The following is a 23366-nucleotide window of genomic DNA, read 5'->3' on the forward strand; positions in this document are numbered from 1 at the left end:
TCAGCAGCCCGGGGGTTGCTTGCCGGGTGTCCGGCCGGGCGGTGACCGACGAGCCGTCGATATTGAATATTGGCGAGGGGTATGGTGATTGTCGATGACTACTCCCGTTTTGTGGTTCGACTCGGTGCGGAGGGACTACGTCACGGGTCCGGTGACGGTGCGAGCACTCGACGGTGTTGATCTAGCCGTGTCGGAAGGCGAATTCGTGGCCGTGATGGGGCCGTCGGGATCAGGCAAGTCGACACTGCTGGCTCTTGCGGGAGGCTTGGACTCGCCGACGGCAGGTGAGGTGTGGGTCGAAGGGCGACCGTTGTCGGGTCGCTCGATGGCCGACCGCGCACGACTTCGTCGCGACCACGTCGGGTACGTCTTCCAGGACCTCAACCTCATCAGCGCGCTGACCGCCGCCGAGAACGTGGCCATGCCTCGGGAACTGGCCGGAGTGGCGTCTCGTGTTGCACTGAGCGAGGCGCACGCGGCGCTTGACGAGGTACAGCTGGGCGATCTTGTCGACCGGTATCCGGACCAGATGTCTGGAGGGCAGCAGCAGCGTGTCGCGATCGCGCGAGCGTTGATGGGTGATAGGCGGCTTGTCCTGGCCGACGAACCAACGGGTTCGCTGGACAGTGAGACGGGGGACACCGTGCTGGCGGTGTTGCAGCGCAGGGTGCGAGACGGCGCGGCTTGCGTTCTCGTCACGCATGACGAGCGGTTAGCGCGTTTGGCCGACAGAGTGATCAGGTTGAAGGACGGCAGGGTGACGTCCGCTGGCCTCGCAGACCAGACTGAGACGGCTGGGTCCGCGTCATGACCGTGCCCGCACGACGCAGCGGACTTGCACCGTGGCTGCTGGCGATGCGCATCGCGCGTAGGTCCGCCATCCGCAACAAGGGTCGCGCCCTACTGATCGCTCTCCTGCTGGCCGTCCCGGTGTACGCCGGTGCGACCCTGCTGCTGGTGTGGCAGGCCAGCTACGCCTCGACGCAGAGCGAAGCTAGCTGGAAGCTTGGTCAGGCAGACCTTCGCCTAGACGTTCCTTCGACGGACGCCGTGACATCCCAGCTGCCGGCCGGCAGCAACGTCGTGGCGTTCAGTTCCGGCGAAACGGTGATCGAGGCACCCGCCGGCTATCGGGTCACCACGTTCGATGCTGCCGACGTGAGTGATCCGATGCATCAGGGGCGATATGTGGTGAGATCGGGCCGGCCCGCAGGACACGCGGGAGAGGCCACACTCTCCTCCTCCTTGGCTGAATCGATCGGTGTCAGACCGGGGTCGACGATCAGTCTGGGAGGCGCACCCGGGCGCGCACTCGCCGTCGTCGGAGTAGTGGACACGGCCGACCAGCTCAGTCGGCAGATGATGGTCGTGAGCAGCGCCGACCCGCTTGCCCAGCGGGGCACCCAGCACCTGCTCGTAGATTTACCCGGTGACCAGGCGCGGTGGGAACCGCCGGCGATCAACGGGCTCAGCTATGCCGACCGGGCCTCGATCGAGCCCACAGCCGCCCAGCAAGCAACGCGTATCGCCGGACTCGTCGTCGTAGTCGGATTCGCCGGGGTCCAGGTGGGCCTGCTGGCCGCGACCGCGTTCTCCGTCGGAGCACGCCGTCAGCGGCGTGAGATGGCCATGCTCAGCGCCGTAGGCGCCACACCGCCACAGGTGACACGAGTACTCCTGGCAGATGGTGCACTGCTGGGACTCCTCGGTGGCGCGACCGGGGTGATCGCCGCAGTCGCCACCTTCGCAGCCGCCCGAGACACCCTCGAACGGTTGGTCAACCACCCCCTGAAAGACACCGCACCGCCGGTCACGGCGTTACTCCTGCTTGTCGTCGGCGCGATCGGGTTCGGCCTGCTCGCCGCCCTCGGACCTGCATGGAACCTCGCGCGACTGCAAGTGTGGACGGCTCTCGCTAGCCGCGAACTCAAGCCGCGCGCACAGGCACTGCGGCTGACCAGGGCAGCGGGGGCGTTGGCCGCAGTGGGACTCCTCATCGTGCTCTACGCCGTCCGGCCCCAGGTCAGCGACGCCAAATTCGCAGCCATCGGCGCAGGACTGATCCTGCTTGGACTCGCTGCCGCCGGCCCGGCATTGGTAGCCGTTGCCAGCCGGGTAGTGACACGCCTGTCATTTCCTGCACGCATGGCGGTGCGACACGCAGACCGACACCGGCTCCGCACCGGCGCAGCCGTCGCCGCCATCTGCGCCGCAGTCGCCGGTAGCACAGCGATCGTTCTTTTCTTCTCGGCCGACACCAGCACCGGGGCGGCACGGCAACCCAACATCCGCTCCGGGCAACTCCTCATCCCAGCTCAAGGCGCCAGCGCGCTCACCGAAGGTGACCAGACGGCACTTCGGCAGCGCCTGCCCATTCGGGCTCTCGTGCCCATCACCACCGCACCCGCGACTGCCGGCTACTTCAGCCAAGGAGGCCCGTCGAATGAGCCTCCGCCGGACCTGTCCCAGGCCGTGGCCGTTGGTGGGGAGGACTTGATCAGCGCGGTCACCGGACGCGCCGCAACCGCCGAGGCACGCGACGCACTCAACCGCGGCGACGCGGTAGCGTTCTACCCGGCCTTCGCCAAGGACGGGCGCGCACGACTCGACATCAACGGCAAGAACGTCGACCTTCCCGCCCTCGTCGTACCGATCGACAACTACTACCGGCAGCTACCAGCAATCATGATATCCGCTGCCAGTGCTCAGCGACTGAACCTGTCCACGTCTAGCGCGGGCCTGATCATCGACACCATGCGTCCTCCCACGACGGAGGAAACCCAAGCCGCCGAGTCCGTCGTGCTCGGAGCCCAGGTCCGCGCCGAGGGCAACTCCCTTAGCCAGCCTGCCCGACTCGTCTCGCCGACCAAGGTCAGCACCGGTCAAGCCACGGACCCCTTGCTGTACGTCCTCGCGATCGTCAGCGGCGTCGTCACCATCGTCGCCACCACCGTGGTCGTCGGCCTAGCCCGCGTCGAGATGCGCACCGACCTGAGCACTATGTCAGCGATCGGAGCCGGACCTCGCATACTCAGATTCGTCAATGCTGTTCAAGCAGCGTTTATCGTCGGGCTCGGAGCGCTCGCCGGCACTGTGGCCGGGATCGCCCCTGCAGCGGGACTTGTCGCGCTTCGTCCCGACATGACGTGGCGCATGGCATGGGGACCCCTCGTCATCATCGTAGTCGGAGCCCCCATCCTCGCCATGGCCGTCGCTGCGACACTCCGCCAGCCCAGACTTCTGCTAACGCGACGTCTAGGTTGACGCATCCGACGCCCAACTACGCTCTCAGCGAATGACTGCCCCATCGTCGTCGCTGATCAGCGCCGGTAGATTTCCGTCAGCGCCCGGACGAGCCAGCCTGCGACCGAGGGACCGACAGCGGTACCGCTGCCCGGAGTCGCGGCATGAGAACGCCGAGGCCCGGGCAAGGCGTGCCCACAGCGACGAGAGACAGCATTCCCTTCTCGCTCGCTCCGACCGACGCAGGTGCCAACTATCTGTGAAATCAAGTGACACCAAGCTGGAACCAACCCAACCAGGACAGCAGGCCCGCTCCATGATCCGGTGACAACTACAGCTGATAGTCACACGGGTGTGCCGCCCCGGTGATCGCTCGCCGGGCGGCACGTTGGGGACCGGGGTCAGTGCGCGGCGCGGTAGGCGTCGCGCACCGCGGCGGGGATGACGCCCCCGGTTCGTGGTCGGGGCAGGTTCAGCTCCTGCCAATTCGTGGTCCACCACCAGGTGCGGATCTCCTGGCTCTGGGTGCGGCCGGTCGTGGTGCCGTGCTGCCGCCGTGGTGCCCGGGGCTGTTTCGGCAGGCGCCGTCCGGCGGTGATGAACGGGCCGAAGGCCGCGGCCATCCGGTCGAAGTTGCTGGCGGACAGGTCGATCTCGTAGGTGACGCCGTTGAAGGCGAACTGGTAGGTGCCGACGTCGTCGGTGGAGCCGTCGAGGTCGTCGACGACGATCGCGGTGGTCTTGGTGGCCACAGGGCCACCTCCTTCCTCTCGGGTGGGTTACTGGGCGAGGTGGTGGGTGCCGAGGCCGAGTTGGTGGCCGATGGCGGGTCCGCGGCGCACGGCGGCGACGGCGGCGGGCAGGTGCCGGCGTTGCCAGCCGTGCAGGGCGGCGGTGAGGTCGGCGGCGTACTTGCGGTGCTGGGTGAGAGCGGCGGCGAGGCCGGCGGCTTGTTCGATGCCGTTGTTGGCGCCGCGGGCGGTGTGCGGGCGGACGGGGGCGAGGGCGTCGCCGAGCAGGACGGCGTGGCCGCCGCCGACGGGCCAGACCATGCGCTCCGGTGGGGTGATGTCGAGGACTGGCATCGCCATGCGGGTGGTGGTGGCGTGGACGACAGCGGCGTGGTCTGCCGGGAGGAGCTGGTCGGCGTGGGTGTCGACGTGGGTGCGGGCGGCGGGGCTGACGTGTCGGGGTAGGGCGAAGACCCGGCGGGTGGGGTCGGCGCCGAACCGCTGTGTGTACTCGTTGCTGGTGCAGTTGAGGTAGAAGGTCCAGTCGCAGCCGCCGGGTACCGGGGCGAGGTTGAACTGCGCACCGGGGCAGGGCTGCAGCCGCAGGAAGTCCCGCAGGCCGGGCTGGGGGGTGGTGTCGGCGATGCCGCGGTGGGCGACGTAGCCGGCGTACCGCAGGGTCCGGTCAGGGTCGAGGATGCGGCGGCCGGTGGAGGACCGGCCGTCGGCGAACACGACCAGGTCGGCGGCCTCGGTGTGGCCGTCGCGGAACCGCAGCACCGGCTGGCCGGCTTGCTCGGCCAGGGCGGTGACCTTCATGCCGGAGTGCAGGACACCGGCGGGTAGGCGGCGGGTCAGGGCGTGGTGCAGCAGCGTCCAGGTGGTGTTGCGGCCCGGGTAGGTACGCCTGATCGTCTCGGCGGGGTGGCGGTCGCGGATGGTCATCTGGACGATGGCCTCGGAGTCGTGGGCGACGAACTCGTGCTGGCCGATGTCGAGGCGGTCGAGCACGTCGAGGGCGGGGTGTTCCAGACCGATGAGGCCGCCGCCCAGGGGCGCGGACGCCGGCGCGGCCTCAAAGACGGTGACGTCGTCGAATCCGGCGTGCAGCAACAGCAGCGCGGTGACGGGGCCGGTGAGGCTGCCGCCGACGACGGCGATGCGGGGCCTGCTGGTGGATGTCATCAGGGTTCCCTTCTACGGAGGGTGGGAACCCGGGCACGGCCGTGCCCGGGTGTGCGCGAGTGCGCGGGTGGCCGGGCATCGGCCAGGTCGTGCCAGTGCGAAAGCGCGTCAGCGGCGGTGGGCCGTGGACGCGCTGAGCAGTCCGCCGTGGTGCGGCGGGCGGATGAGGTTCGGAAGGTCCGGCGCCGGGGTGGGTCCGCTGGTGCGTGAGGTGGCGACCGGGCGGGCAGTGCGGCGCGGGAGGGCGTGGTCTTGGCGGGTTACCGGCCGGGCGTGGTGAATGGTGGCGGCACGGGAAGGATCTGCCGCGCCCGCTGCAGCACCTCGTCGGCGACCGGGATCAGCGGCGTCGCGTCGGGTGAGGTGGTCGGGGTGGTGCGGTGCCAGCCGCTACCGGGGCTGCTGGCGATGATCGTCCAGATGAACAGCGGGGTGAGGACCTCGGCGACCGCCGTGCTCTGCTTGGCGTAGCTGTCGCGGTAGACCCGGACCCGCAGGACGTACCCGTCGATGTGGTGCACCCGGGTCAGCTCGTAGCTGCCAGGGCCGCCCTGGTGGAACACCTCGTCGACGATCACCGCGACCGGTCCGTCGGGTCGGCGGCGCGGGAGGTTGCCTCGGAGGCGACGAGGGTCCAGGGCCACTGGTAGGCGCCGATGGCGTAGCAGCGGTTGGCGTCCGGGGTGACCCGGTCGTCCTCGACCCAGCGACTGTTCAGGCCGTCGTCGTTCTCCCACTCGACGGCGACCTCGTCGCCGTCGAACCGCAGCTGGGGGTGCTCCCCGGGCATGTCACCGGGGTGCAGGCCGTCGAGGTGGGCGGCCATGCGCTGCACCGCGAACAGGGGGAAGCGACACAGCACCCCGCTGCGGGTGAGGGTGGTGTAGCCGGGGGCGACCATGGCGCGGTAGGCGCCACCGCCGACCACGTCGCAGGTGACGGCCGCCGGGGTCCAGGTGGACAGCGGCGGGGTGACGTCGCCGCGGTGGCGGGAGACGCGGTAGCGGTCGTTGGTGTCGTCGCTCGCCGGGTCCGGGTGCAGCCCGAACCAGTGCATCCCGTGGTGGCAGGCGTAGCGGAGCAGGTCGAGCAGGTCCCGCCGGCCGTCGACGTGATCGGTGCGCAGGGGCAGGAATCCGTGCCCGTCGTCGGCGGGGACCGGGTTGCCGGTGGCGCCGGTAGCGGTGTGGGTCCAGGTTTCGGCGAGGGCCCGGTGGTCGGTGCCGTCGGCGTCGTACCAGCGGGGGACGCCGTTGGAGGACAACCAGTCACCGTCGGTGTCGTGGGACCAGATGAGCGCGGCCTGGTCCGGGACACCGGCCCGGTACTGCTGCCGGGTGCGCAGGTGCGCGCTGGTGGCGGCGGCGTGTTCGGCGAGGGGAACTATGTCGTCGACGCGGAACCACAGTCGGTCGGACATGGCGAAGGAACCTCCTGATGAGGGAAGAGGGAAAGGTCGGCCGTTCGCTGGCCGGGCTTGCGGGGCGCCCCAGCCCGGGGCGCCGGGCCGTGCGCGGGCGGCAGCGTGCTCACCCGCCGCGGCGACCCGACGTACGGCGTCGGACCCGGAAATCCGGATCGAGCGCGAGTGCCAGGTGGAGCTGAGGTGCGGGTGGCGGTGTCGGCGAGTACCCCGACAGGCGGTGAACTGCGGTGGCGGTCTCGCCGCGCTGGCCGGGTTAGGGGTGTGCGTCGCAGGCCGGCGGGGCTCATGGGTGCGGCTGGTAGAGCTCGCCGCCTGCTGCCAGGGCCGGCGCGGTGCGGTTGGGAATGGGGTGGAGCCGGTCGGGCCGCCGCCGATCCCCAGGGAAGAGGGGGATGGGTGGCGGTGCCCGACCGGATCCCGGATCCGGTGGTGCCTTACAGGGCGACGGCGAGCAGCCGCTGGTCGGTCTCGACGGTGTCGAGGTACCGCATCGCCTGCTCGAGGTAGGTCACCCGGTGGGCGAGGGCGTCGCTCGCGGGCGCGAACTTGTGCCCGTCCGGCGTGAGCAGGGCGTCGCCGCACACGGCGGTGGTGGCGCTGTAGTGCTGGTAGGCCATCGGGCCTGCCTGGAACATCTCCAGCTCCCCCACGGCGAGGTGGGCGGCGCCGTAGCTGGCCGCGTTGTGCATCCGCATCGCGTTGACGCGGGCCTGCTGGTGGAAGTCCGCCTCGGCCCGCTCGCGCGGGTAGCGGGCGGGGTCCGCCAGGTGGCGGGCCAGCAGGGTCGGCCACGGGGTGGCCGGCCGGGTGCCGTGCACGACCTGCTGCCACAGTTGGTGGCGGATGCCGGCGCCGACGCCGGCGGCGTGGCGCATGGCGGCGAGGTCGAGCAGCTTGACCGGTCCGCCGGCGCAGTACACCGGACGTCCCTTGCGCGGTGCGACCAGGTCGCGCCGCTGCCACAGCCACATGTCCGGGATGGCCCAGAAACGGGGCTGCAGGGTGCCGGACACGCCGAAGTGCCGGTCGAGCTGGGTGGCGGTCAGGGCCTGCGACGGCAGTCCGTCGGGCAGGCAGACGATCATGGTGTTGATCGTCGCGGTCGGCGTGACCATCGGGCTGGTGGGCGCCGTGGTGCTGGCGGTGGTGGCTGCGGGGGCGGGCTTGCGGCCCGGGCGGGGCGTCACCGTCGGCACGCGGGTGCCGTAGCGGCTCAGCGGGGTCGCGGCACCGTTGGTTGCGGTCATCTGGGGTTCCTCCTTCGGTAGGGCGCGTTGTTGGGCGCGCGGAAGCGGCCGGCCCACCGGGTACATGGGTCGACTCACGGGACGAACAGCGGATGGGTGCAGCAGAGTCGCTGCTGGTGGAGCGGGATGGTGCGGGGTGGTGCGGGTGGTGCGGTGCGACCTGGGGGTCGCCGCGCGGCGCGGGCGCCGACCGGCCGAGAAGGCGGGTGGGCGGAGCGCACCGTTGGGGTGCGGCGGTGGTTCCCGAGGTGGGACCGGACCGGGTGGAGCGATATATGGGTGAAGGTGGTGCCGATGAAGGTAGCGGCCGGATCTGTCAGCGCCGGCCGCCGTCATGATCGTCAGTAGTGCCGTTGACCTGCACTGTCAGACGACCGCCCGATTCCTCGGGCAAGGGACGGCGAGGCTGTGAGATCCGGGCGGTCTCACAGCCGCCCACGACGGTGGACGGCCCCCCTCCGCGTGCGGTGAAGGTGAATGTCAGGGCTCCGGGTCGGCGGGGCCGCTGAGGTCGGTGTCGGGGAAGCGGTGCGGGTTGGTGGCCGGGTTGTCCGGGCCGTGGTCGGACGGCAGTTCGTGCAGCCAGCGTCGCGGCCCGGGGTCGGTGGTCAGCGTCCAGGCAGGCCCGGCGGGGTGCTCGCCGTGGAGGCCAGTGGCCACGGGCATGGCGGTGGGCACCCCGGCGAGGGCGTCGAGGAGGTGCTGCTCGCGGCGGCGGCCGGGGACGCGCAGCAGCACCGGATACCGCGGCCCGTAGATGGCCAGCTGCTCGTACGCGCGCAGCTTCCGCAGCACGGTACCGAGAGGTTCGGTGCCATTGTCGTGTTCGAGGAAGAACCCGACGGTGCGCCCTCCGGCATGCCAGATGCCGTGCCCGTCGGGCTGGACACCGGTGCCGCTGCCGGCGGCGTAGGAGGCGGCGGCGAAGGCGGCAGTGGTGTGCTGCTCGGACCACCACCGGCGCAGCCGGGCGTTCCCGTCGGTGCGGGCGTAGCCGAGCAGGTCGGTGAACAGCTGGTTGGTGCCGAGCAGGTGGGCCAGGCGGCGGCTGCCGATGATGCGTTCGGTGCGGTCGATGCTGGTGCGTGGGGCGCGGGCGTCGGCGTGGTTCGGGTCGTTGAACTGGGTGGGGTGGACCACCGCGCCGAGCGGGCCGAGGGTGTAGAGGTACTGGCCGCTGCCGGTGGTGACGTCGACGAACCGGCTGACCGCCTCCATCTGGTGCAACTGGGCGAGGCGGAGCCGGGCCGAGCGACGCGACGGGAACAGCGCCGCCGTGACCTGGTCGGTGGACAGCACGTAGTGCTCGGCGAGCCACCGCAACAGCTGATGATCACGGACGGTAAGCCGACGAAGCCGGTCAAGACGAGCGAGACGAGACAACGAACGGGAACCTGACGAAGAGGCGCAGGAAGAGGCGGAGGATGAGGCAGAAGCCGAGCGGGAGACGGAGTTGTTGGTGGACACGATGGATGCTCCAGGCGGAAGAGGAGTTCCCTCCGAGGGAGGGTGTCTGAGTTCGGTGAGGTGGTCACCGGAGGCTGGACACGGCCGGTGAGCGGCACTGACAGAACCGGACGGCCGGATCTGTCAGTGCGGTGTGGTGATCGGTGGTGAAGGGCTGGTGAAGCCCGCACGGAAGGGGCAACCGGGACGCGGTCGGCCCCGGTCGACCGATCTGTCGATCTCGCGTCAACCGCCCTCCGGAGTTCAGGCGTTCGCCTCCGGACCGCTCTTGCCCCGGGACCGGCGGTTGTCGTCAGGTCGGGCCGAGAACCGGTCGACGAGGTCGTCGATCGCGCTGGTGTCCTGCGCCGGCACCGCCTGCGCCGCAGCCTGCCGGATTGCCGTCGCCTCGCCCACGACCGGCTTCGGCGGCCGGGTCTTGAAGGTGAACGCCGGCGTCTGCCGCCCACCGACGACGAGCCGCCCAACAGCGGTGTAGGCGTCCAGGTGCGTCAGGTCGTGCTCATCGAGCTCGGGCAGGGTATGCCGGGCCAGCACGCGGGCGTCCTCCGGTGCGACGGAGAAGTACAGCTTGTTACGGGCGTTCGCCGACGCCGCTGCCAGGAGGTCCTTCGGGAACTGGGCCAGGTCCTGGTGCGCGAGGACCATCGACAGCCGGTACTTCCGCGCCTCCGCCAACATCGAATCGAGGGAGTTGGCGAGAGTCAGGAAGTTCTGACACTCATCGATGATCAACGTGGCGTCGCGGCGCTTGTCCGCCGGCACGGCCGCCCGGGCGGTCGCCGCCTGCCACACCTGCGCCAGAACGAGGGAGCCGAGCAGCTTGCTGGTGTCCTCACCCAACTGCCCCTTCGGGATGCGCACCAGCAGCGCCCCACCATCGAGGACCTTGCCCATGTCGAAGCTGGACCGGGGGTAGCGCATGGTGCGCTTGACGAAGTCCCGCAGCAGGAACGCCCGCAACCTCGCGAGGACGGGACCGATGACCTGGGAGCGCAGGGCCGGGTTGAGCTGGTCGTACCACTGCCAGAACCCGGACAGGCCGGCCGGGTCGTCCAGGCCGACGGTCATCGCCGACCGGAACTGCGCCGAGTTGAGCAGGGGTGGGATGTGCTGGAGGGTGACGTTGGCGTGCCGCAGCAGGGTCAGGCAGGCCACCCGCATGACGTCGTCCATCCGCGGCCCCCACGCCTTCGCGAAGATGTTCCCGAAGATGCTGACGAGATTGTCGACGACCAGGTCCGGGTCGGTGCCGGACAGCGGGTTGAGGGTGGGCGGGTTCGGCTGGTCGGGGTCGAACAGCACCACCCGCCCAGCGACGCTGGCGGGGAGCCGGTCGAGGATGTCCAGGACCATGTCGCCGTGCGGGTCGATGACCACGGTACCCCGGCCGGCTTTGATGTCCTCGACGGCCATGTTGACCAGCAGGGTCGTCTTCCCGGAGCCCGTCGATCCGACCACATGCATGTGATACCTCGCATCGGCGACGGACAGGGCCACCGCGTGCCCACCAACTTCGGCATCGCCGAGGACCTTCATCCCGCGGCCGCCGGTCGGCACCGCCACCGGGGCAGGCATGGACTTCGCCCGCGCCCGATCCAGCCCCGGCACGGCCAGATCCCGCGGCAGCGCCGCGAGGACGGCCAGCTCGGGGGTGGAGGCCAGGAACCCCGCCCCGAGCCGCCGGGCGGCCAGCACAGCCACCGGCTGCGCCATCCGCGCCCGGTGCGCGAGCCGGTTGCGGCCGGCGTAGACGGCGAACGACGAGGCGACCGCGTCCGCGACACCCCGCAACCTGGGGTAGGGGTCGCTGCCGGCGCGGCGCGTGTTCTTGGCGACCGCGTAACGGATGCCGATCGTCCACAGCGGGTGGGCGGTCTTGTCGAGGATCGCCCGCACGTCCCGCTCCACGCCGGGGTCCCGGCGGCCGGCCGGCTGGCCGCCGCTGCGGGTGGTGGCGGTGCGGCCGGGTAGGAACGCCTCGATGAGCCACAGCAGCGGGGCGGCGGGGTTGATGGCCGGTACGGCCGTCTTGCCGTCGCGCATTCGGCCGGCGGTGCGGCGCGCCCGGACCGCGCGGCGGGGGGTGGCGGGGCGGGCGAGGACCTGCACGCAGGCGTACTCGTCCGGTTTCAGTTGCGACCCGGCCGACATGAGTGCCCGCAGCGGGTCGTTGTCGTGGTCGGTTTCGAACGGCAGCCACTCCGCGGCGGTCGGCAGCAGGTGCCCGCCGACGGCGGCCGGCACGTCGAGCGGGATCGGCGGTGGCGCCTGGTCGTCGGTGGTGCAGGCGGCGCCGGGCCACGCGGCGCGCACGGCGGCCTCGACGGCCCCGGCCGGCACCGTTCCGGGTACCCAGATCGAGATGAGCAGCTGCCGGCCGGTCCAGGTGTACTGCCACGTCACGTGTGGGCTGCCGTACAGAAGCCGGCGGCGGCGGGACGGGGTGAGGGTGCCGTGCAGGTTGGCCCACAGCGCGGCGGCGCTGTGCGGGTCGACCTCCGGCGGTGGGGCGACCGTGACGAGGCGGGCGCCGTCGGCGTGGCGGCGGTGCCGCCACCCGTCGACCAGGTTCCGCCCGGCGACGTAGACGACAAGTAGGAGGGCGGCGACGCCGAGCAGCCACGGCCGGTCGGCCGCCCAATCCGCAGCGTGGAGAACCCACCGCGCGGGTGCGCCTGGCGGAGAGATGAGACCGGCGCCCGGCCCGGACGGGCTGGGCGCCGGCGTCGGCGTCGGCGAGAGGGCACATAGGGATATCACAGCTCCTCCTCCCCATCGTCAGGGTCGAGGTCGGCGAGGTCAGACGGCTTCGTCGTGGCGAGGAGATGTTCGGCCTGCGAGGAGATCGACTCGAACGCGGTCCGGTTGGTGCCGGAGATCAACAGGCCATGCCCGACCCGGGCCGACAGCAGCATCCGCCGCTCCCCGGCTGTCAGACCGAACGCGTCGGCGACCTGGTCGATGGCCTGCGGGGCCTGCTTGAGCAGCACCTGCGTGGCCGCGTTCGAGACGACGGCGTGGCCGAGGTCGGTGCCGAGCACGTCGGCGACGTCCTGGGTGATGACCGACAGGCCGGCGTTGCGTTTCCGGCCGGCCTTGGACATCTTGAATAGGAACCGGGCGCCTTCCCCGTCGCGCATCAGCAGCCAGGCCTCATCCACCACCACCAGTCGCCGCCCCTGCGGGCGGGATCCCTCGCGGGACCGCCGCCGATACTGAGGTGGGAGGTCGACCTGCCGCCAGATCTCGTCTAGGGCCAGGAGGGTGCCGACGGCGCGGAGCTCATCGGGCAGGTTGCGCAGGCTCCAGACGACGAGGTGCCCGTCCGGGCGGGTCGTGGTCGGCGAGTCGAACAGGTCGGAGTACGAGCCGGCCACCCACGGGGCGAGCCGGGCGGCCAACTCTTGGGAGGCGGCGTTGTCGTCGGCCCGCAGGGTCGCGGCCAAGTCCTTCAGCAGCGGTGAGGGCCGGTGGTGGGTGGCCGGGTCGGCCGTGATGCCCGCCTGCCGGTAGACGGCGAGGATCGCCCGGTCCAAGGCGGCGCGCTCGGCGGGCGGCGGCACATGCCCCACCAACACGCTGATCAACGTGTGGAGGAACAGGCCGCGGCGGGTGAGCACGTCCGGGCGAATGTCCCCGACCGGCAGATCCAGGGGGTTGATCTTCACGCCGGGTGCGCCGAGCCGCACGATGGTGCCGCCGACCGCGTCGGCCAACCGGAGGTACTCGTCCTCGGGGTCGACGACGGCCACCTGCACTCCCTGGTACAGGTTGCGGAGCACGTCGAGTTTGACGAAGTAGGACTTGCCGGCGCCGGAGCGGGCCAGGATCACGCTGTTGTGGTTCTCCTGCGCCCACCGGTCCCACCAGACGATGCCCTGCGAGTCCGGGTTGACCCCGTACAGGACCCCCGCCGGTGGTGGCCGGGTCGCCGGGCAGCGGCGCGGGCAGATCGGCGCTGGCGAGGGGGAACGCGGCGGCCAGGGCTTGGGTGTCCATGGTGCGGCGCATCTGCAGGCTGTCGGTCGCGAGGGGCAGGGTGGTGGTCCAGCCGGGCAGGTGCCGCCACGTCGCGGGCTGCACTTCGATCAGAGTGGACGCGGCGGCGGCCTTCACCTGCGCACACGCCTCGAGGACCTCGGCCTCGGTGCGGGCGTGCACGGTCAGGTACAGGCCGACGCGGAACAGCTTCGCCGCCCCGCGAGCAAGGCGTTCGGCCAGATCGGCGGCGTCGTCGGCGGCGGCCTCCACGTACGGGTCGGCCAGCTTGCCCTTCTGCTCGTCGGCGCGCCGGCTGGATTCGAACCGGGCCCGCTGGTTGCGCAGCCGCGATGCCGCCACCGGCGCGGGAATCGGGTCGATGTGCAGGGCCAGATCGAGGCGGCCCGGCCAGGACAGCAGCGGCTCCAGCCACGCCGGCCCGACCTCCGCCGGATATCCGGTCACCACCAGGGTGGCCGCGTAGCCGTCGCCGACCCGCAGGAACCGCGGCGTAACCTCTACCGAGGCCGGAGCTACCGTCGCCGCGAGTCCTGCGGATGGCGGGCTGGTGCTGTCGTCGTTCGGGGTGCGTCGGCGCTTGACGGAGATCACGATGTCCTCCTGGTGCGTGGCCTCCTCGCCGGAGGCGCGGTGATGGTGGTGTCGGGTGCGGCGAGGCCCCCGGGGCGAGGCGGCCGGTAGGGGTCCGCCGCGGCGGCCAGGGCGGCGGTGGTCGCATGGCCGTCCAGGGCGCGGGTGGTGACGCCCAGCCCGGACAGGGACCGAACCGTCTGGTCGGCGCGGCGCCGGGCGGCGTGCTCGCTCCGTTCACCGCTGGTGGTGCGGGTGACGATGAGGACCTGCCGGCGCAGCGGATCCCGCCGCTCGGCGAGGTCGTCGAGGAAACGGGCGTGGTCGGCCGCCGCGTCGGCGAGAGCCGGGTGCGGCATCCCGTCCGCCGCCTGGGCGAGGGTGCGGGCGGCCGAGTGCAGGTCGACCGGCTGCGCCGACACCACGATCTGCGTCGGCGTGGACAGGCTGTTGAGCCACCGGCCGAAGGTGTCGACCAGGGCGGCCTGCTCGTCGGCGGTGCGCAACGCGAGGTTGACGCTGGTCGCCGCGACCATCGCCGCCTTCACACCGCCGAGGCTGATCTCCCCGTCGTCGTCAATGGCGTCGGCGGGCAGTTTCAGCGGCGCCGGCAGCATCACCTTCGACGCCGGGGCCTGCACCCAGTCGGGTGTCTTCGCGGTGGTGTCGGTGGTGGACAGCGCGCGTGGCGCCCGGGAGTGGCGGACCGCGGAGACCAGCCACACATCCATGGGCAGTCCGTCGCGGCGGCCGACAGCGAGGCCGAACACCAGGCCGCCGAGGACGACCGCGGCGCCGAGTAGCACCGGTGCGGGCACGATCGCGTGGAGGGCGCGCCAAGCGCCGTAAAAGATGACGGCGGCGACGGCGAGGATCGCCAGTTGCCGGAACGTCAGCCCATAGAGCACCTTGTCCGGCGCGTCCACATCGGCGGGCATGCGGGCGGTGACGGCCTGTTCGTCACGCCGGTCGCGGCTCATCGTCGCACCGCCCCCAGGCCGGGGATGCGAAGCCCGCGGGTGAGCTGCTGCACCACGACGACCCGCACGACCGCGCCGAGCACGTTGCCGCCACGCCCGCCTCCGCCGCTGGTGGCATAGCGGCGCATCAACCCCGGCACCTTGACCGTGGTCCACAGCAGGACCATCACGACGAACAGGTTGAGCACACCACCCGGTTCGACCGGCAGGCCCAGCAGCGGCAGCATGCTGCTGGTGTCCAGCAGCATCCACTGGCCGGCGAACAGCACGATCGCCTGCACCACCGGGATCGCCAGCATGGCAACGTACGACCGCCACCACATGCGGGCCACGCCGTCGGTCTGCGGCAGGGCGTGACACGCCAGCGCGATCGGCGCGACCGCGGTGAGCACCAACGCGACCGCGAAGCGGACGATCACACTGCAGGCGGTGGCGGCGAGCAGGAACACGATGATCGCCAGGCAGACGACGAACAGCAGACCGGCGGTCTGGTCACGCGCGGCCATCAGGTGGGTCCTGACGGCGTTCAACGCCCCGTCGCCGTTGAAGTCCTGCGCGGTCAGTGCGGCGGTGAACGCGTTGGCGTACTCGATGAGCGTGCCGGCGATCAGTTGAGAGAAGTGGGCGGTGACGAACCCGACGACGCACCGCGGCAGCAGATCCTTGGCGGTGTAACGGGCGCGTTCGTCGCCGCCGGCGACCATGGTCAGGACACCCGCGGCGACGAACACCAGGACGAACACTGTGTCGACGACCCAGATCGACCGCCCGGTCAGCGCCTGCACCTGCGGCAGGCTGGTCACGTCCGGGGTGATCAACAGCGCGTGGGTGATCGCGGTGATCAGCCCGTTCAGACAGTCCAGCAGCAGACCGGCGAACCAGTCCAGGATCTGGTCGAGCGCCCAGGCCATCGTCAGCCTCCGACGATTCCCTGGACGACCTCCAGCAGGATGGGCGCGAGCACGGCCAGGCCGTAGCCGACCAGGGCGTTCTTCAGTGCGCCCTTGGCCTTGTCGACCTGGGCCGGATCCCCGCCGGCGGTGGCCCAGTACACCCCGGCCAGGACCAGGAACAGGGTGGCGACGGCGGCCAGGATGCCCATCACCCAGGTCTGCAGGTTGGCGATGACGGTGGGCAGGTCGTTGGCGGCCAGCACGACCGGGCCGCCGGCGTCGGCGTAAGCGACGGCCGGCACGGCCAGCGTCACCACAGCCGCCGCCGCGGCGGGCGCGGCGACCCGGGCGACGAGGCGAAGCGCGCGGGTCGTCATCAGTGCGTGGGAGAGGGCGATGGTCAGGGCACGTGAACGTGCCAACAGCGGGCGGAACATGATGGCTGCACCTCCCACCCCGGCTCGCAGCCGGGGCGATTCGTCGAAACGGTGGGCGGAGAGCCGCCGCCGGGGCTCGGAAGACACACGTCGGCCGGGAACCGTGGTGAACCTCGGGAGGAGCTCGTCCTCCCGTTCGGGTTGGCGATGATCGATGAGGTGTCAGCGCATCAACGTGGCGCAGCACCCGAGGCACCCGGTCCCATGCCGACCCGGCCTCCCGGCCCGGCGGCGGGCGGAATCAACCCCCTGCGTGACGCCGTGGTGGCGTCGGAGGAGTTCCGCACCCTCAAACCGGCGTTTGTGAGCTGTGGCGAACACCTGCCGATCCCACAGCGCTCCGACACGACCTCACGAACCTCTGACAACCCTGGTCAGCGGCCTGTCCGACGATCGTGCCGCTGCTGGCGGACCTCGCCGTCGGCATCGGCACCGGGGTCTCACAGCCGCCGCCTCAACTCCTCGTGGGCGCCGCTGTCAGATCCGTGAGAGATCCGACGGGCCGCCCGAAAGTGAGTACGACGGCCCTTCCCGCACCAGGGTGGGAGCCGGTCGAAGTGGTGCGGCGCGGCGGGTTCGCCGTACGCGCTCGCGGGCCCGACCAGATGGTCGGGCCCGCGTCGGGAGAGCCTGCGGGATGGTCGGCGGTCAGGCGGCTGCCAGCGTCACCTGCGCCACAGGATGCCGTGCGCTGCCGCCGCGGGCGGCCCGGATGTGCTGCCGTCGCTCGGCCGCGGCGGTGAGGTCTTTTCGCGCCCGGGGTGAGGTCGCCTCGGTGAGCATTCCGGCGGCGAGCGCGTCGGCGATGCGGACGTCGATGCGCTCGACGCGCCGCCGCAGCGTGTCGACCTCCAGGCCGAGGCGGGCGGCGATGGGTTCGATGGCCCGGTGGCCCAGCCGCACGTCAATGTAGGGCTGCTCATCGCACTCGTCGACGATGCCCAACTCGACGGCCCGGCGTACGAGGAGGTCCGGATGGCCGTAAGGACGCTTCGGGGTGCGGGGGCCGGTGACGTGTTCGAGGTCGTCCACCGGAACGGCCTCGGCGCCGTCACGCTGCCGCAGCTCGTGGCCGGCCCGCCACGCCGCCATGCACAGCGCCGCGTACGGCGCCGGCTTGGCCAGGTCGACCCGGTCCCGCAGGGCGCCCAGGAAGCCGGTGAGGATCTCAGCGTCCAGGTCGTGAGCGTCACCGGCCCAGCCAGTGTGCAGCCGGCCGGCGTAGCGGCGCAGCGCCGGCATCGCCAGGGCGACCGCGGCGATGACCCAGGCGGGCCCGTCGAGACGGGCGCGGCGGACCAGCTCCCGCCACACGACGTCACGTGCCGTGTAGGCGCGGGGGTGCTCCAGCAGCCACTGCCGCAACGCCGGCAGCGCGATGACACCGCCGGGCAGACCACTGTCATCGCCGAGCTGATCGGCCAGCGGGTCGAGGTCCAGTGACAACGGGTCGGGGTCGCAGGTCAGGTCGGCGAACGCGGTGTCCACGGCGTCCAGAGGCGAGTCGGGCCAGTCCTTGGCGGACACGGTCATGTCACGAACTCCCATGTCAGAGACGAATGTCGATGACGGGCCGGAGGTGTACGGCCGGCGCGCCTGACCGCCATTGCGCCACCTCGGTCTCACCGGCCCCTGACAACGCAGGCCAACAGGCATGAATCCTCGGCTCGACAGCACCAGCCGCCACCGGCCACCCGCTGACTGACGACCGACGCTGGCGCGCGTCACCGTTCTGACAAAGCCGCCTTGACCTGCGCGTTGACACGACAGGAGACGAAGGGCACGGGACAAGGCCGCGAGGGACACGACATCGGCCGAGGGGTCTGACAACGGGGACCCAGCCGGTCTCACAGCGTCTAACAGCGCCCCGCGGGCAGCACGGTGTCAGATCGCGACAGGTGTCCGTTGCCAGCGAAGTTGAACTCCTTGCCATCGAATCTGGTTCGGATGGATTTTCTGCCACTACAGTTGGCCCACCCCGGTGATCGAGTCTGGAGTGGATGGTGGGATTGGCTCGGTCTGTGGCGGTGGAGCCCGGCCAGCAGGAGGTGGTGCTGGAGTTCGTCGGTGCCGCCGGGCGGCAGCGTGAGCCGTTGCTGGCGTGCCGGGCGATGGCGTTCGAGGACGTTGAGCCGGTGCGGCGTTTCCGCTGGTCGAGGGGTCGGCGGGATTTCGCCGGGTGGTGGTGGTCGGCCACGACGGGCCGGCACGTGGGCTACGAGTCCTGGCTCGAACGTGACCATGTGATGTTGCTGGACTTCGACCAGGAGGTGGTGGGTGTCGCGTCGCAGCCGTTCTGGTTGCACTGGTCGGACGGGACGCGGTCGCGTCGGCACGCGCCCGACTACTTCGCGCGGAGCGTGGACGGGACCGGCGTGGTGATCGATGTGCGGCCGGACGAGCGAGTCGCACCTGCTGACGAAGAGGCGTTCGCCGTGACGGCGTGGGCTTGCGCGCAGGTGGGGTGGGAGTTCCGCCGGGTTGGGGTGCTACCTGGTGTGTTGCTGAGTAACGTGCGGTGGTTGTCGCGGTATCGGCATCCCCGGTGCGGCCAGGACATCGATCTGGCGGACCGGTTGGGTGAGGTGTGTCAGCGGCCGAGGCCGTTGTTCGAGGCCGCCGCGGAGGTCGGTGACCGGCTCGCGGTGCTGCCGGTGCTGTTCCACCTGCTGTGGTGGCGGGTGCTTCGGGTTGATCTGGAGATCGAGTTGTTGCATCCGGGCAGCCTGGTGAGCGTCGCCGCCCAGGGCGGGGCCCTGCGGTGACCGGGCGGGGAAGGTTGGGGCCTGGTGATCGGGTCCGGGTCGACGGGGCGGTGTTGACGGTGGTCGGTGTCGCGGGGCCGGCGGTCCGGCTGGCCGATGCGATGGGCGTGGTCAGCACGGTGCCGTTGGCGGTGTTGCAGGCGTCACCGGGTTTCGCCGTGGTCGGCGCGGGAGCGCCGGCGGTGGTGCCGGCGGCTGGCCAGTTGGAGGATGTCCCGGCTGCCGTGCTCGAGCAGGCGCTCTGGTGGGAGCAGCACATTCTGGAAGTGCTGCATGGCCGCCGTCGTGACGGTGACGTCGGCGAGGGGCCGCGTCCGGAGTATGACCCGGTGGTGCAGTCGCTGGCCCGCAGGGAGCGGGCGAAGGTGGCCGAGCTGAACGCCGCTGGTTGCCCGGCGGCGATTAGTACGGTGCGTCGGTATCGGCTGCGTTATCAGGCGCAGGGGTTGTTCGGGCTGGTTGATCAGCGGGCGGCGCGGCGCACGCCGGTGTTCGGGCGGGTGGACGAGGCGGTGGTGGAAGCGATGCGCGCGGCGATCGCCGAGACCACGGACGCGTCCTCACGCACGGCCGGTTTCGTGCTCTGGCGCACCGAGCAGCTGCTCGCCGCCCGCGGTGATGCGGTGGTGGTGCCGTCGCAGCGCACGCTCTACCGGCTGTTCGACAAGCTCGCCGCGGGCAAGCACGTGACCGGGGCTGCGCGCACCCGCCGGTCGTTGGCCAACCGCCCGGACGGGCCGTTCGGGCAGGTGACGGTTTCCGCACCGGGTGAGCTGATGCAGATCGACTCGACCCCACTGGACGTGCTGGTCCTGCTCGATGACGGGGTGGTCGGCCGGGTGGAGCTGACCGGCATGATCGATGTCGCGACCCGCACGGTCACCGCCGCGGTGTTGCGTCCGACGACGAAGGCGGTGGACGCGTCGGTGCTGCTGGCGCGCACGGTGACGCCCGAGCCGATGCGTCCGGGGTGGGTCGACGCGCTGCGGATGTCCCGTTCGGTGCTGCCGCACCAGCGGCTGCTGAGCATCGATGAGCGGCTGGAACACGCCGCTGCCCGTCCGGTGATCGTTCCGGAGACGATCGTGTGTGATCACGGCAAGGTGTTCGTGTCGCACAACTTCCGGGCGTCCTGCCGGTTCCTGGGGATCAACTTCCAGCCGGCGCATAAGGCAACGCCGACCGACAAACCCCACATCGAGCGGATGCTGGCGTCGGTCGCGACCGGGTTCACGCAGTTCGTCGCCGGTTACACGGGCGCGAACGCCGAACGTCGCGGACGCAAGGTCGAGGACGGACCGTTGTGGTCGCTGCTTGAGCTGCAGGAACTACTCGACGAGTGGATCGTCGCGGCATGGCAGAACCGGCCGCATGACGGCCTGCGGGATCCGGTCAGCCCGGGGCGGGCGTTCACCCCGAACGAGAAGTACGCGGCGCTGATCGAAGCGGCCGGCTACGTCCCGGTGGCGCTGTCCGGCGCCGACTACATCGAGCTGCTACCGGCCCGCTGGCAGGCGATCAACGCCTACGGCATCCGAATCAACTACCGCACCTACGACGCCGAGGCGCTCAACCCGCTGCGCGGGCAGCCCTCCGGGGTGACGGCCAAGAACGACCGGTGGGAGATTCACTACGACCCTTACGACGTGTCCCGGGTCTGGGTGCGTGACCCGGCCGGCGGCTGGATCCGGGCGGGCTGGAAACACCTGGACAGGGTCATCAGTCCGTTCGGGGAACTCGCCTGGGACCACGTCCGCAAGGGCCTGCCGGAGGCCACCGAGGCCGAGCTCGCCGACGCGGTCAACGCCCTGCTGCAACGCGCGCATCGCGGACCGCCTGAGTCTTCCGCTGCTGCCGCGCCCTCGCGGCGAGACAGGCGGGTCGTCGCCCGCACCCGCGCCGCGACCCCTGCCGTCCCTCTGCCGTCGCCGCCCTTCGACGGCGCTCAGGACGAGGCGGACGGCGAGGACACCGGCCCGATCGCCCCGGTGATCCCGCTGGGAGTGTTCGACGCTCACGAGGAAGCGAAGAAACGCTGGTGACCGCCCGGCCCCAAAACTCCGACGACGGCACGCACCGGCAGCTGACCACCCTGGCCGGCTGGCGGGCGTTCGTGCAGGAGGCCCCGGTCGCGTCGAAGTTGCTCCCTGAGCGGGACTGGAACCAGCTGTCCGACCACGATCGCCTGACTTACGACGAGCGGCGCCTGAACTATCACGCCTACCTGCTGGTGGTGGCCACACCCACGATCCGGCAGGTCATCACCGAGGGACGCCGCCTTACCTACCTCAACCGCAACGCCCACTCCGGCCGCAGCGGACTGATCCTGTCCGGGGCCGCCCGCACCGGCAAGACCACCGCCCTGACGCAACTGGGCAAAACCCTCGACGTCATCCACCGGGGACGCCGCCCTGAATCCGCCGGTGACATTCCGACCGTCTACATCACCGTCCCACCGGCCGCGACGGCGAAGATGATCGCGATCGAGTTCGCCCGGTTCCTCGGCCTGCCCACGGCCCCACGAGCGAACATCACCGACATCATCGAGGCCGTCTGCGGGGTCTGCATCGACGCGCGCACCGCTCTGATGGCCGTCGACGAGATACACAACCTCGCCCTGGCCACCCGCACCGGCGCCGAGGCCTCCGACATGCTCAAGTACTTCTCCGAACGCATCCCCGCCACATTCGTCTACGCCGGCATCGACGTCGAACGCGCCGGTCTGCTGGCCGGCACCCGCGGCGAGCAGATCGCCGGACGCTTCAGCATGATCCGCACCGAGGCGTTCGCACCCGGCGAGCACTGGACCGGGCTCATCGCCGTCCTGGAAGACAGCCTCCGCCTGCACCGCCACCACCCCGACACCCTCACCGGCCTGGGCGACTACCTGCACCAACGCACAAGCGGCATGATCGGCAGCCTGCTGAGGCTCATCCGCGGCGCCGCGGTCCAAGCCGTCCTCGACGGCACCGAACGCATCACCCGCCGCAGCCTGGACTCCATCCAGATCGACATCGCCGCGCAGACCGCCGCCAGCAGGGCCACCCGCAGACCCCGCCAGCCCGCGAGCAGGCAAACCGCCCCGATCCCATGAGCCGCGACACCACGCCCGACCGTCCGCAGCGGCTACCCCGGCACGTTGCGCTGAGCCCAGGGGAAAGCCCAGAGTCGTTCCTGCGGCGTCTAGCCACCGCCAACCACCTGCGCCCCAGCTACCTGCGCACCTATCTCAGTTCCACGCCGGGAACCGTTGGTGGTCTCCAGGTCTCACGCCTGGCGGCCGTGACAGGCCGCACGACCGACGAGCTCACCCGGGTGATGCCCGCCCTCCGACCGGCAGCGCCCGGCCCCCCACTGCGCACACCGCGGCCAACCGACGCGACGCCCGTCACGCGGGAACCCCACGATCCGGCGGGCCTGCCCTCGGCCCTGCGCCGCGCAGCCGGCGCAGACGAAACCGTCAACCGACTGAGCAGGCAATTCGCGGTCCCGCGACGCACGATCATCCGAGCGCTAACGAACCAGACCGGGCCCCGCCACCACAACCGCAGCCCATGGAACAACCCCGTGCTGAACCACGTCGCCGGCCACCTCGACCACCTCATCGCCCAGAACCCGACGGCGACGATCTGGTCGATCTGGCAGCAGCTGCAAGCCGAGCAGGCCCTGACGGTCTCCTACTGGACCGTCCGCAACTACGTCAACCGCGCCCGCGCTGACCCCGCCGACACCGCATCCGCCCAATTCCTACTCAGCAGAGCCGAACTGTTCACCGCGATTCGCGCACACGCAGCCGGCCACGACCTCATCACCGCACTGGCCAGCCAGTTCCTCACCGACCCCGCAGTCGTCGAGCAAGCCCTCACCGGCCGGGCACCGGAACCAGCCACACCAAAAGCGCAGAGCACCTACAGCAACCCCATCCTGGATCGGCTCCGCCCCCACATCGACCAGATGATCACCACCGAACCAGACATCACGATCGTGTCCATCTGGCAGCGCCTCGTCGACGACCACCACGCCGAGACCTCGTATCACACCGTCCGTGACTACGTCTCCCGCGAACACCGCCAGCACTCCATCGGCAGCCGAACCCGTCAACGACCGAACCCGAACGCTCCCTAACCCGGTCGCAGCGCGACGGCCAACACCACGATCAGGTTCAGATTCGGTGGCACAGATCTCAAGCCCGACGGCCACATCTGAGCACGCGAACCAACTTCTTTGCCATCGAAGATGAACCGTCCCTGGTCACGACGACCAACACGGTTCAACTTCGCTGTCAACGGACAACAGGCTGACACTGCAGCCGAATGCCATCGTCAGCCCTGCGCGCCGCGGTGGCGCGCCGTCTGACGGCGTTCGTCCGGCGTGGGGAAGGTCTGACACGGCCGCCGCCTCCGATGACAATCCAGCA

At 70.8% G+C, this 23366-nt stretch carries 17 protein-coding genes and 1 pseudogene; 6 read left to right on the top strand and 12 right to left on the bottom strand.

The features are described from left to right. Positions 1-94: 94 nt before the first annotated feature. Both O7618_RS22045 and O7618_RS22050 read left to right on the top strand, forming a co-directional pair. A complete protein-coding gene (locus tag O7618_RS22045; protein ID WP_278108022.1) occupies positions 95-811 on the top strand; it encodes an ABC transporter ATP-binding protein in 717 nt (238 codons plus the stop codon). After that, positions 808-3264, top strand: coding sequence for an FtsX-like permease family protein (locus O7618_RS22050; protein ID WP_278108023.1), 2457 nt, complete (start codon positions 808-810; stop codon positions 3262-3264). The genes O7618_RS22045 and O7618_RS22050 overlap by 4 nt, the downstream gene beginning before the upstream one ends. Positions 3265-3644: 380 nt before the next feature. On the opposite strand, the gene O7618_RS22055 is transcribed toward O7618_RS22050, so the two are convergent. The 12 genes and pseudogenes from O7618_RS22055 to O7618_RS22110 all read right to left on the bottom strand — a co-directional run bounded on the left by O7618_RS22055 (position 3645) and on the right by O7618_RS22110 (position 17717). Next, on the bottom strand, positions 3645-3995 hold the full coding sequence (locus O7618_RS22055) for an Lsr2 family protein (protein ID WP_278108024.1): 351 nt from the start codon (positions 3993-3995) through the stop codon (positions 3645-3647). A 27-nt stretch (positions 3996-4022) separates the two neighbouring features. Next, complete coding sequence (locus tag O7618_RS22060) at positions 4023-5159, bottom strand: FAD-dependent monooxygenase (protein WP_278108025.1); 1137 nt, start codon at positions 5157-5159, stop codon at positions 4023-4025. A 260-nt stretch (positions 5160-5419) separates the two neighbouring features. After that, positions 5420-5737, bottom strand: a complete 318-nt coding sequence (locus O7618_RS22065; protein WP_278108026.1) for a hypothetical protein — start codon at positions 5735-5737, stop codon at positions 5420-5422. Beyond that, positions 5734-6579, bottom strand: coding sequence for a hypothetical protein (locus O7618_RS22070; RefSeq protein WP_278108027.1), 846 nt, complete (start codon positions 6577-6579; stop codon positions 5734-5736). The genes O7618_RS22065 and O7618_RS22070 overlap by 4 nt, the downstream gene beginning before the upstream one ends. Before the next feature lie 440 nt (positions 6580-7019). After that, on the bottom strand, positions 7020-7832 hold the full coding sequence (locus O7618_RS22075; RefSeq protein ID WP_278108028.1) for a hypothetical protein: 813 nt from the start codon (positions 7830-7832) through the stop codon (positions 7020-7022). A 480-nt stretch (positions 7833-8312) separates the two neighbouring features. Beyond that, complete coding sequence (locus O7618_RS22080) at positions 8313-9215, bottom strand: replication-relaxation family protein (protein WP_278108029.1); 903 nt, start codon at positions 9213-9215, stop codon at positions 8313-8315. 327 nt (positions 9216-9542) lie between these two features. Continuing rightward, entirely contained in the window at positions 9543-12062 is a 2520-nt protein-coding gene (locus tag O7618_RS22085) for a DUF87 domain-containing protein (RefSeq protein WP_278108030.1), read from the bottom strand. Further along, positions 12059-13892, bottom strand: a pseudogene (locus tag O7618_RS22090) (ATP-binding protein). Before O7618_RS22090 ends, O7618_RS22085 begins: the two are co-directional and overlap by 4 nt. After that, the gene (locus O7618_RS22095; protein ID WP_278108031.1) at positions 13892-14854 is read right to left on the bottom strand and encodes a PrgI family protein; all 963 of its coding nucleotides are present in this window, start codon (positions 14852-14854) and stop codon (positions 13892-13894) included. Before O7618_RS22095 ends, O7618_RS22090 begins: the two are co-directional and overlap by 1 nt. After that, positions 14851-15765, bottom strand: a complete 915-nt coding sequence (locus O7618_RS22100) for a conjugal transfer protein TrbL family protein (RefSeq protein WP_278108032.1) — start codon at positions 15763-15765, stop codon at positions 14851-14853. Before O7618_RS22100 ends, O7618_RS22095 begins: the two co-directional genes overlap by 4 nt. Before the next feature lie 2 nt (positions 15766-15767). Then, the gene (locus O7618_RS22105; protein ID WP_278108033.1) at positions 15768-16184 is read right to left on the bottom strand and encodes a pilin; all 417 of its coding nucleotides are present in this window, start codon (positions 16182-16184) and stop codon (positions 15768-15770) included. 648 nt (positions 16185-16832) lie between these two features. Beyond that, positions 16833-17717 carry a hypothetical protein gene (locus O7618_RS22110; RefSeq protein ID WP_278108034.1) on the bottom strand — a complete coding sequence of 295 codons (885 nt, stop codon included), beginning with the start codon at positions 17715-17717 and terminating at the stop codon, positions 16833-16835. A 488-nt stretch (positions 17718-18205) separates the two neighbouring features. Between O7618_RS22110 and O7618_RS22115 the strand changes: the two genes are divergently transcribed. The 4 genes from O7618_RS22115 to O7618_RS22130 are packed head-to-tail and all read left to right on the top strand — an operon-like array spanning position 18206 to position 23074. Beyond that, the gene (locus O7618_RS22115) at positions 18206-18949 is read left to right on the top strand and encodes a TnsA-like heteromeric transposase endonuclease subunit (protein ID WP_278105928.1); all 744 of its coding nucleotides are present in this window, start codon (positions 18206-18208) and stop codon (positions 18947-18949) included. 59 nt (positions 18950-19008) lie between these two features. Beyond that, on the top strand, positions 19009-20991 hold the full coding sequence (locus tag O7618_RS22120) for a Mu transposase C-terminal domain-containing protein (protein ID WP_278105929.1): 1983 nt from the start codon (positions 19009-19011) through the stop codon (positions 20989-20991). Further along, positions 20988-22043, top strand: a complete 1056-nt coding sequence (locus O7618_RS22125; RefSeq protein ID WP_278105930.1) for an ATP-binding protein — start codon at positions 20988-20990, stop codon at positions 22041-22043. The genes O7618_RS22120 and O7618_RS22125 overlap by 4 nt, the downstream gene beginning before the upstream one ends. Continuing rightward, entirely contained in the window at positions 22040-23074 is a 1035-nt protein-coding gene (locus O7618_RS22130; RefSeq protein ID WP_278105932.1) for a hypothetical protein, read from the top strand. Before O7618_RS22125 ends, O7618_RS22130 begins: the two co-directional genes overlap by 4 nt. Positions 23075-23366 lie beyond the last annotated feature (292 nt).

The sequence above is a fragment of the Micromonospora sp. WMMD980 genome (genome assembly GCF_029626035.1).
Classification (GTDB): Bacteria; Actinomycetota; Actinomycetes; order Mycobacteriales; family Micromonosporaceae; genus Micromonospora.